The sequence below is a fragment of the Rheinheimera sp. genome, from assembly GCF_020217005.1.
In the GTDB taxonomy this organism is placed as follows: Bacteria; Pseudomonadota; Gammaproteobacteria; order Enterobacterales; family Alteromonadaceae; genus Pararheinheimera.
On record NZ_JAIWOI010000019.1, the window covers coordinates 1 to 10,000 of the forward strand.

Annotated in this window: 11 protein-coding genes; 10 read left to right on the plus strand and 1 reads right to left on the minus strand. The window is 45.9% G+C overall.

Going from position 1 to position 10,000, the window contains the following annotated elements; translation table 11 throughout:
* Both LDL40_RS00915 and LDL40_RS00920 read left to right on the plus strand, forming a co-directional pair.
* The coding region (locus LDL40_RS00915) for a putative 2OG-Fe(II) oxygenase (protein ID WP_300992780.1) at nucleotides 1–882 on the plus strand (882 nt) is incomplete at its 5' end.
* Nucleotides 883–899: 17 nt separating this feature from the next.
* Entirely contained in the window at nucleotides 900–1,643 is a 744-nt protein-coding gene (locus tag LDL40_RS00920; protein WP_300992781.1) for a hypothetical protein, read from the plus strand.
* A gap of 2 nt (nucleotides 1,644–1,645) precedes the next feature.
* Here the strand turns inward: LDL40_RS00920 and LDL40_RS00925 are convergent, their stop codons facing one another.
* Nucleotides 1,646–1,993, minus strand: coding sequence for a hypothetical protein (locus LDL40_RS00925; protein ID WP_300992783.1), 348 nt, complete (start codon nucleotides 1,991–1,993; stop codon nucleotides 1,646–1,648).
* 159 nt (nucleotides 1,994–2,152) lie between these two features.
* On the opposite strand from LDL40_RS00925, the gene LDL40_RS00930 reads away from it, so the two are divergent.
* The 8 genes from LDL40_RS00930 to htpG form a co-directional block, all read left to right on the plus strand.
* Entirely contained in the window at nucleotides 2,153–2,470 is a 318-nt protein-coding gene (locus tag LDL40_RS00930; RefSeq protein ID WP_300992785.1) for a hypothetical protein, read from the plus strand.
* A 166-nt stretch (nucleotides 2,471–2,636) separates the two neighbouring features.
* The gene (locus tag LDL40_RS00935) at nucleotides 2,637–3,485 is read left to right on the plus strand and encodes a DUF692 domain-containing protein (RefSeq protein ID WP_300992787.1); all 849 of its coding nucleotides are present in this window, start codon (nucleotides 2,637–2,639) and stop codon (nucleotides 3,483–3,485) included.
* A 1-nt stretch (nucleotide 3,486) separates the two neighbouring features.
* A complete protein-coding gene (locus LDL40_RS00940; protein WP_300992789.1) occupies nucleotides 3,487–4,224 on the plus strand; it encodes a DUF2063 domain-containing protein in 738 nt (245 codons plus the stop codon).
* Between the two features lie 271 nt (nucleotides 4,225–4,495).
* Nucleotides 4,496–5,044: an adenine phosphoribosyltransferase gene (gene apt / locus LDL40_RS00945; RefSeq protein ID WP_300992791.1), complete on the plus strand. Its 549-nt coding sequence runs from the start codon at nucleotides 4,496–4,498 to the stop codon at nucleotides 5,042–5,044.
* A 144-nt stretch (nucleotides 5,045–5,188) separates the two neighbouring features.
* Nucleotides 5,189–7,321, plus strand: a complete 2,133-nt coding sequence (dnaX, locus tag LDL40_RS00950; RefSeq protein ID WP_300992793.1) for a DNA polymerase III subunit gamma/tau — start codon at nucleotides 5,189–5,191, stop codon at nucleotides 7,319–7,321.
* A 76-nt stretch (nucleotides 7,322–7,397) separates the two neighbouring features.
* Nucleotides 7,398–7,733, plus strand: a complete 336-nt coding sequence (locus LDL40_RS00955; protein WP_046520585.1) for a YbaB/EbfC family nucleoid-associated protein — start codon at nucleotides 7,398–7,400, stop codon at nucleotides 7,731–7,733.
* Between the two features lie 18 nt (nucleotides 7,734–7,751).
* Complete coding sequence (gene recR, locus LDL40_RS00960; RefSeq protein WP_300992796.1) at nucleotides 7,752–8,354, plus strand: recombination mediator RecR; 603 nt, start codon at nucleotides 7,752–7,754, stop codon at nucleotides 8,352–8,354.
* 383 nt (nucleotides 8,355–8,737) lie between these two features.
* Nucleotides 8,738–10,000: molecular chaperone HtpG (htpG, locus tag LDL40_RS00965; protein ID WP_300992798.1), on the plus strand; the 1,263-nt coding region annotated here is incomplete at its 3' end.

The following is a 10,000-nucleotide window of genomic DNA, read 5'->3' on the forward strand; positions in this document are numbered from 1 at the left end:
GCAGAAGCTTTAGTCTACAAAGGCTTTTTACGCCGTAGCGCAGGTGACGCAGGTCAGGCGTTAAACTTTCTGCGCTCTGCGTTGCAGCAACAACCCGCAGATGCAGAAATCCGCAATGAAATGGCCTTATGTTATTTGTCGCAGCAGGCCAATGAACAGGCGTTGATGCAGTTTGAAGCACTTATTCAGGACTATCCTCATAATCAGGCCTGGTATGCCCATTATGCCGCCGCCTTAAAGTATCTTGGACAAAGCAATGCCTATCGGCAGTTGTATAATTACGATAAATTTGTCCAGGCAAGAGCTGTCGAACCCCCTGCTGGTTATACTTCAATACAGCAATTCAACCAAAGCCTGCTCTCTGTAATAGTTCCTTTGCATCAGACACAAAGACACCCACTGGATCAATCTCTGCGTTATGGCACTCAGACTGATGATCACTTATTTCTGAGGTCGGAACCGCAGATCCAGCAATTAGAGCAACAGCTCCGACAGCAAATAGCGTTGTATATTCAAAGCCTGCCTGACGATCAGACCCATCCATTTTTACGCCGAAAGTCTGACAATTTTTTATTCACAGGCGCTTGGTCTGTTCGACTGAATCAAAGTGGTTTTCATAAGAATCATTATCACAGTGAAGGTTGGATTAGTGGTTGTTATTATGTCGACATCCCGCCTGCTGTTGAAGAAAAAGGCCAGGGGTGGATCAAGTTTGGCCAGGCTGAACTGACGGAACAACTGGCAATGCAGCCAGATATTTTAGTTAAACCTCAAGCCGGAACTGTAGTATTGTTTCCATCAATGATGTGGCATGGCACTGAGCCTTTTTCTGGTCAGCATTACCGTGTAACAGTGGCTTTTGATTTAATTCCAACGGATTAGCTTTTTAAGGGGTATTTATGTTTTGGGGTCGCTTTAGTGAAGAGCAAGCTGCAGATAACAAGTTAAAAAATCACGCAGAAGCTATAGAAATGCCCAAAGGTGAAATGTATCTGGCGTCATGTATTAATATTTTACGTAATGTGTATGGATATGTGTTCTCCGTCGAAAAGGGGGTTGCCGTCGATAAAAGTGGCGGTTATCTGCCCCTTTATACTTACCCTACTATTGAATATCTGACTCAGTTTGATTTCCGAAAAAAGCGGGTATTCGAATTTGGCGCTGGCGCCTCCACTTTTTTCTGGATGGAAAGAGCAGCTGAAGTGGTTAGCGTTGAAAATAATCAGGATTGGTACACTAAGCTCAAGGCGCAAATTAAGCCTAATGTGAAACTAATCTTTGCAGAGAATGCTGACTTTCCGCTGGCTATCAGTAAACAGGAAGGGCTGTTTGACATTATCATAGTGGATGGTTTTGGCTATAGGTATGACTCAGCAGTGCAAGCACTGAATAAGTTGGCACCAGGCGGCTGTATTGTGCTTGATAACGCAGACTGGCATCCAAATACTGCTGCTGTGCTGAAGTCTGCCGGTTTGCTGCAAGTGGATATGACAGGGTTTAAACCTTGCGAATCTCATACCTCAACAACATCAATTTTTTTCCGCCGGGACTTTGACTTTGCAACCTTAGAGCAACGCCAGCCCGTTTATGGTAAAGGCGCAAAGTGGATTAATTCGGCGGACTGGGATAAAAGTCAGCTGTAACTTCAACTTTTCCGGCAGCTATCGCAACGTTGCCGGGCTGGGTCCTGTTCCAGTTGTTCAAAAGGCAATGCGGCTTCACAGTCTGCGCAATAACCGTATTGCCCTATTTGAATTTGGCTTAAAGATGCTTCCAGTTGTTCCAGTCTGTTGCGGTACTCTTTCAGTTGTTCTGAAAATACTCCTGACATCAGCTCAGGCCATTTCTGCACGGATTCAGCTTGCAGCTTTGTTGCCAGTAATAAATAGTCAGGGTCCTGACTATGTTCCAGGCAACAGACTATTTTTTGCTGGACCTGAGTCAGCTCCTGTTCTAATTTATCCTGATAATATTGTGTTGTGTGCATGGGCATAACAGAAACTCCTGATGAAGGTGTTAGTGTGTACCTGCGTTATCTGGTTTGCTGTGATGTATATCAATAAACTTTATTTAATGTGATAAGTCGTGAAATTTTTTTCTGGTTAGTCAGGTCTATTTGAAGCAACTTAATGCAACCACAAGGAATATCGTTATGAAATCAAATAAAACTACCGCTGTTGCCGTCAGTGCTTTAGTACTGGGCTCTTTAGCTACTTTAAGTTTCACTGCAAATGCCAATCCATTTTCTGCTGAACAGTTGAATGCAGGTTATCAATTAGCCTCAGCTGAAGCTTCTTGCGGCGCTGATAAAGCGAAAGACAAAGAAGCAAAATGTGGTGAAGACAAAGCCAAAGATAAAGAAGGTAAATGTGGTGAAGGTAAATGTGGCGGCGATAAAAAAGACGCCAAAGATAAAGAAAAAACCAAAGAAGGTAAATGTGGTGAAGGCAAATGCGGTGGCGCGGTATAACTAAGGTTTTTGGAGTTGCAGGTCGCTGCGAAGCATATCCATGCCCCGGATCAGAGGGGCGGGAGTGTTGGCGTAGTTAACCAAGCCGTAGCTTCAGGTACGTAAGTTATATCACAGCTTAGTAAGTCAGCCTGCGTTTGCAGGCTGACTGCTTGAAGGAGACTTTATGTCTGATTTGCTCTTAGGTATCACATCAGACCAGGTCGGTCTGGGTTTACGAAGAGAGATGTTGAGTACGGTCGAAGAGCAGCAACAAGAGGGGATAGACTTTTTTGAAGTCGCTCCGGAAAACTGGTTGCCTTATGGTGGGCGTTACCAGAAAAAGTTTCGCCAGCTCACTGAACGTTATCCCTTTATATGCCATGGGTTATCTTTGTCATTAGGCAGCCCGGACCCTTTGGATCTTGATTTTGTGCGTCAAATCAAAGCTTTTTTACAAGAGCACCAGATAACAACCTACAGCGAGCACTTAAGTTACTGTTCTGCTGACGGACATCTTTACGATTTGTTGCCTATCCCCTTTACCGAAGAAGCTGCAGTTTATGTCGCAGATCGAATTCGTATAGTGCAGGATATTCTTGAACAGCCGTTAGTGGTTGAAAACGTTTCCTATTATGCAGCGCCTGGTCAGGAATTATCAGAACTTGAATTTACCAAGGCTGTATTAGAGTTGGCTGATTGCAAGCTGTTGTTAGACGTGAACAATATTTACGTCAATTCAGTCAATCACAATTACGATGCCCTGGCTTTTCTAAAAGGTCTGCCAACAGAGCGTATTGCTTATGGGCATGTAGCCGGACATTACCGACAACATGATCATCTATTGATTGATACACATGGTGCAGATGTGAGTGATCCAGTTTGGACCTTGTTGTCCGAGGCATATCAGTTTCATGGTCTTTTTCCAACTTTGTTGGAGAGGGATTTTAATATTCCTGATTTGCAGCAGCTACAGTTGGAGTTGGCTCATATCCGCTCTTTGCATCCAAGTACCACGCTTAAATTGAGGGCCTGAAATGAAGTTTCAGCAGGTACAGCAGCAGTTCGTGGCCTATTTACGTTCACCAGAGCAACAGAAAAAGCCAGCCGACGTAGAGCAGGATCGGCTGGATGTCTATAGGGAGCTACTTTTCAATAATGTATCAGGTTTTGTCAATACTGCCTTTCCCGTGCTGAAATCTCTCTATCCTGAGCCAGCCTGGCAACAGCGGTTACATTTGTTTTTTGCAGAATATCGTTGTGAAAATCCATTCTTTTTGTCCATTGCACAGAGTTTTTTAGATTTTTTGCAACACCAGTATCAACAACAATCCGATGATCCGGTTTTTATGCTGGAACTAGCTCATTACGAATGGCTCGAACTGGAACTTGCTACCCGAAAAGCTGAAGCTGAAGTTGCAGTGACGGATTTGACACGACAGCCTATACGCCTGTCTGAGTTAGCCTCAGTACAAGCGTACCAATATCCGGTTCACAAAATTTGCCTGGATTTCCAACCAGAAGAAGCAGAGGTTTGTTTTTTACTGATTTATCGTAATGCTGAAGATGAAGTGAAGTTTGTAGCACTGAACCAACTGACTACTTTATTGTTGCAGCTTCTTGAGCAACAACCCGGTTTAACTTTGGGTGAATTGGTCAATGAGTTGCTGCCTTACGTGCCGCAGTTGGATCTTACTCAATTATTGGCTGGGGCTGAACAAATACTGGTAAATTTTGCGGAGAAAGGCATAGTGCAAGCTTTTCAAGCGCTATAAAATTCATTACCATGTTCCACCTTTTTAGTGAATGAGCTCAGATTATGGCAGACGAAAATTTTAAAGAATCTTTTGGCATCGGCCAATTAGCATTACTGATAGTGGTTTTTTTGGCTTGTTTATGTCTTCCTCCAATTATCAGCTGGGTTCGTTTTTTCAGCTAAAATTTTGCGAGTGAAAAATGAACCGCCTTGTGGCGGTTTTTTTGTCTATTTTAGGTTGAGCTTCATTCGCCGACTATTGCACCATTTTAAAGATCAGGACACTGAGTATGACTACAGGATCTCTTTCTACTTTATTAAGTCAGGTAATAAAAGCTGTACCTGATTATCCAAAGCCAGGTATTTTATTTCGTGACGTCACCAGTCTGATGCTGGACGCAGACGCATTTGGCAAAGTGATTGATGCCTTTAAGCAACAGTATCAGGATCAAGGCTTTACTAAGATTGTTGGTACTGAATCCCGGGGTTTTATTTTTGGCGCTCCTTTAGCTTATGCGATGGGATTACCTTTTGTACCAGTGCGTAAGCCAGGTAAGTTGCCCCGTGAGCGAATTGCTCAGTCTTATCAACTGGAATACGGTGAAGACACACTGGAAATTCATAAAGACGCTATAGTGGCCGGTGATAAGGTATTGTTAGTGGATGATTTATTAGCAACAGGTGGTACTATTGCTGCAACAACCAGTTTAGTCGAGCGTTTAGGTGGCAAAGCCACTGACGCCGCTTTTGTGGTGAATCTGCCAGATTTAGGTGGACAAGCACGTTTAGAAAAGCTTGGGTTGAACCTTTATAGTCTGGTTGAATTTGCAGGCGATTAATTCTAACGTAGCCAACGTAATTAGAGTGGCCACGCGGCGGCAAGCGACCGGAGGCCCATGAACATAGTTCTCTATGCGAAAGGGGCTAGCGCGCAGCCAACAAAGCTGTAGCTTCAAATACAATGGCTAAAACAGGTGGGTGGCATGAGTTATCAGGTACTGGCAAGAAAATGGCGACCGCAACATTTTGGTCAGTTGGTCGGCCAGGATCATGTGAAAACAGCGTTGACCAATGCGCTGAATCACAACAGATTACATCATGCTTATTTGTTTACCGGCACCCGTGGTGTCGGTAAAACCACCATAGCCCGTATTTTTGCTAAAAGTTTAAACTGCGAAACAGGCGTGACCTCCACGCCTTGTGGTGTGTGCAGTGCCTGTGTGGAAATTGACCAGGGCTTTTTTGTTGATCTGCTGGAGATAGATGCGGCTTCCCGCACTAAAGTGGAAGACACCCGGGATTTATTGGATAACGTGCAGTACGCGCCTAGTCGTGGCCGTTATAAAGTGTATCTGATCGACGAAGTGCATATGCTGTCGCGCCACAGTTTTAATGCGCTATTAAAAACTCTCGAAGAGCCGCCACCTCATGTAAAGTTTTTGCTGGCGACAACTGATCCACAAAAGCTGCCTGTCACCGTCTTATCCCGTTGTTTGCAATTTAGCTTAAAGGCGCTAAGCCCAGAGCAGATTAAACAGCATTTAGCTTATGTGCTGGCACAGGAAGGTATTCCGGCAGCAGAAGATGCTTTAGCTTTGTTAGCCCGTGCTGCAAAAGGCAGTTTACGCGATTCACTAAGCCTGACTGATCAAGCCATTGCCCAGAGTAATGCCAATATTACCGTGCCTTTAGTGCGTGATATGTTAGGGTATTTAGAGCAGCAATGGGCCGAGCTGTTATTAGCAGCCGTGATTAACCGTGATTTAGATGCACTGAAACACCATTTGGATCAATTGGTGCAGCAGCACAGTCATTTTTCTCATGTGCTGGATGATATGCTGGCCTTATTACATTTAGCGGCCTTAAGTCAGTTTAACTGGCAGGCGGCTGATTTGGTCACAGAGCACAGTGCTTTTGTGCAACAACTGGCGGAGCAGCAGAGCCCAGAACAGTTACAACTATTTTATCAGTTACTGATTTCCGGCAAAAAGGAACTGGCTTTTGCACCAGAGCCTCGCATTGGTCTGGAGATGGCTTTGTTAAGGGTTGTAGCTTTTGTGCCAGGCGCTGATACTTCTCCTGCTATGCGTGCATCGGTTCCCGTTTCTCATGCGGCAGAGCTAAAAGCAAAATTTAATTTACCTGAAACTGCTGCGGTGGCTAAAGCGCCTGACGCTGTGCCAGATAGTGCCGAAGTTGAAGTTGCTGTGACAACTCCAGCGATGAAAACTGAAATTGCTCCAACGCCAGCGCCAGCTGGTATTGCCGCTTCTATTCTGGCGCGCCGTGGCATAAAAGCGGATTCAGTAGCGGAGACTCAGACCGAAAAAAAGTCTGAACCAACAGCTGCTGTAGCTCAGGCTGCAGAGCCTGTGGCTATGCCAAAAGCACAGGCTGCTCCGGTTGTTTCTGCGCCTCCGGTGGCACCAACACCAGTTCAGCAGCAGGTTACAGCTACTCAAGTTCCTGCTGTCATTCAGCCCAGCGCCGTTATGCCTGTTGCAGACTCAGTACAACCAGAAGCTTCCTTACCTGATTATCCCGACGAAACTGAATCCTCAGACCTCTCGGTTGAGGATGCTGATTTTGCAGCAGACTGGGCCTGGCAAGAGTTTCAACAACAACATCAGCCAGAGCCTGAGCCGGAACAACAAGCAGTAGCTGCCAAGCCGGAAACCAAAGCACAGTATCGTTTTGACGGTGTGATCACGGCTGAGAACTTCTCAGTGCGTCTTGCCGCTCAGGTGGACGAGTGGGCCGCTTTAGTGGACAGTCTGAACTTAGGTGGGTTATTGCGTCTGTATTTGTTACATAGCAGCATCAGTTGGGCTGGCGATACAGTGCAGTTGTTAGTCTGTCAAAGTCAGCAGCATCTGGATAAAGAGAAGTTCCGTGCAGAAATTGTCAAAGAACTTAGTCTGGCGTTTAACAAAGCCGTGCAGTTGGATATTCAGTATCAAGCCTGGGTCGACACTTGCCCTGTAGCTATACAACAACGCATTGAGCAGGAACGTTTTGTGTATGTCGAGCAGTTGTTGCGGCAGGACCCCTGGGTAGTGCAACTGCAAAAAGACTTTGGCGCGGAAATAATGCCGGACAGTGTTATCGTCAACTAATTCGTCTTGTATTTTGGGGCTCAAGTCATTATCTTGTCGCCAGTTTAATAGAGTTATTGTTAAAGAGAGTACAGCTATGTTCAAAGGTGGTGGTGGCGGTTTAGGCAATATCATGAAGCAGGCGCAAGCCATGCAGGATAAAATGCAAAAGGCCCAGCAGGAATTGGCTAATCTGGAAGTGACGGGCGAGTCGGGCGCCGGTTTGGTCAAAGTGACTATGACAGGCAACCACAACGTACGCCGCGTCAGCATAGACGATAGTCTGATGCAGGATGACAAAGAAATGGTAGAAGATTTAGTAGCTGCGGCTATTAACGACGCGGTTCGCCGTGTTGAAGAAGCGAATAAAGCCAAAATGGCTGCTGTGACCGGTGGTATGCAATTACCTCCTGGTTTTAAGATGCCATTCTAAGCAAATGTCTGACAGAGCATGAATAAATTCAGTCCATTGCTGCAGCAGTTGATCGACGCTTTGCGTATATTGCCTGGTGTAGGTCCAAAGTCAGCACAACGTATTGCCTTGCAGTTGCTTGAACGCAACAGAGCAGGGGCCATGCAGTTGTCGAAAGCTTTGGCAGTGGCTATGGAGAAAGTAGGACATTGCCAGCAATGCCGCACTTTTTGTGAAACTGATTTATGTGCTATTTGTTCAGACCCAAGACGCAGCGACAGTCAAAGCCTTTGCATTGTCGCATCGTCCTCTGATCAGTTTGCCATAGAGCAAACAGGTCAGTTTAAAGGCCGCTATTTTGTCTTGCAGGGGCAGTTGTCGCCGCTTGATGGTATAGGTCCGTCCGAGCTGGGCCTGGATTTACTGCAAAAGCAGCTGGGCACAGGTTCAGTGCAGGAAGTGATACTGGCGACTAACCCGACAGTAGAAGGTGATGCCACAGCTTTTTACATTGCGGAGCAATGTAAAAAGTATCAGGTCAATGTATCCCGTATTGCCCATGGTGTGCCAGTGGGTGGTGATTTGGAGTATGTGGACGGGACTACCTTGTCGCACGCCTTTAGTGGCCGCAAACCTATCTGACCTTCATCCTTGAAGCTGTAGCAGCGTTGCTGCGTTCTTTCGCCCCAATCGCATAGTGGCCTATGCTCATGGGGACTCCTTCACTTGCGGCCTTTCTACAACTCCAATGCTTTTGGTCAGGACCTTCGCCCTTGGAGCTGCAGCTTTGTTGGCTGCGCTCTGTCGCCCTAATCGCATAGTGAGCTATGTATGTTAGGGACTCCTTCCCTTGCCGTCGCGCTGCAACTCCAATGGCTTTGGTCAGACTCTTCGTTCCTCGCAGCTGTTACTTCACTTTCGTTCTTCGTTTTGCTTTTATTGCCCCCTTGATATTTGTGGGTATTAAACCCATATCCTTGCCAGCGTCAATTTAAAGTCATTCTACGTAAGAAAAGGAGCTGTATATGACTGAAACAGTACAAAAACAAAAGCACGGCTTTCAGGCCGAGGTCAAACAACTTCTGCAGCTGATGATCCATTCGCTGTATTCCAACAAAGAAATTTTCCTGCGCGAGTTGGTCTCCAACGCTTCAGATGCGGCCGATAAACTGCGCTTTCTGGCGTTGTCAGACAGCAGCCTGTATGGCAATGACGGCGAGCTGAAAGTTCGTATTAGTCTGGATGAAGCAGCTAAAACCATTACCATCAGTGACAACGGTATAGGTATGACTCAGGATGAAGTGATTAGCCACCTGGGCACTATCGCCAAATCCGGTACTAAAGAGTTTTTTGGTCAGCTCTCTGGCGATCAAACTAAGGATTCGCAGCTGATAGGTCAGTTTGGTGTGGGCTTCTATTCGGCTTTTATTGTTGCTGACAAAGTGACAGTAAAAACCCGTAAAGCCGGAGCTCCAGCTGATTCTGCTGTGGCATGGGAATCCACAGGTGAAGGCGACTACACTATCGAACCTATAGTCAAAGCCAGCCGTGGTACTGACATTATTCTACATTTACGTGATGAGGAAACCGAGTTTTTAAGTCAGTGGAAAGTTGAGTCCATTGTGACTAAATACTCTGACCATATCAGTATTCCGGTGGAGATGTACCAGGAAGGTACGCCAGAGCGTGACGGTGAAGATGGTGAAAAAATTCCTGCGACCGAAGGCTTCTGGAAAGCTGTGAATAAGGCGACCGCACTGTGGATGCGCGATAAATCTGAAGTCTCTGACACTGAGTATCAGGAGTTCTACAAGCATATTTCGCACGACTGGACTGAGCCATTAAGCTGGAGCCACAATAAAGTTGAAGGCAACACCAACTACACCAGTCTGCTGTATGTGCCGAAAAAAGCACCTTTTGATCTATGGAATCGTGAGGCGCGTCATGGATTAAAACTTTATGTACAGCGTGTATTTATCATGGATGACGCTGAGCAGTTTATGCCAAGTTACCTGCGTTTTATCAAAGGTGTACTGGACTCCAGCGATTTACCTCTGAACGTATCCCGCGAAATTTTGCAGGACACTAAAGTGACGCAAAGCCTGCGTAAAGGCTGTACCTCACGCGTGTTAAAGATGCTGGAAAAAATGGCCAAAGCTGAAGATCAAACTGAGTACCAGACTTTCTGGACTGAGTTTGGTCAGGTGATGAAAGAAGGCCCGGCAGAAGATTTCGCTAACAAAGACACCATAGCCAAGCTGCTGCGTTTTGCTTCGACTCATAACGAC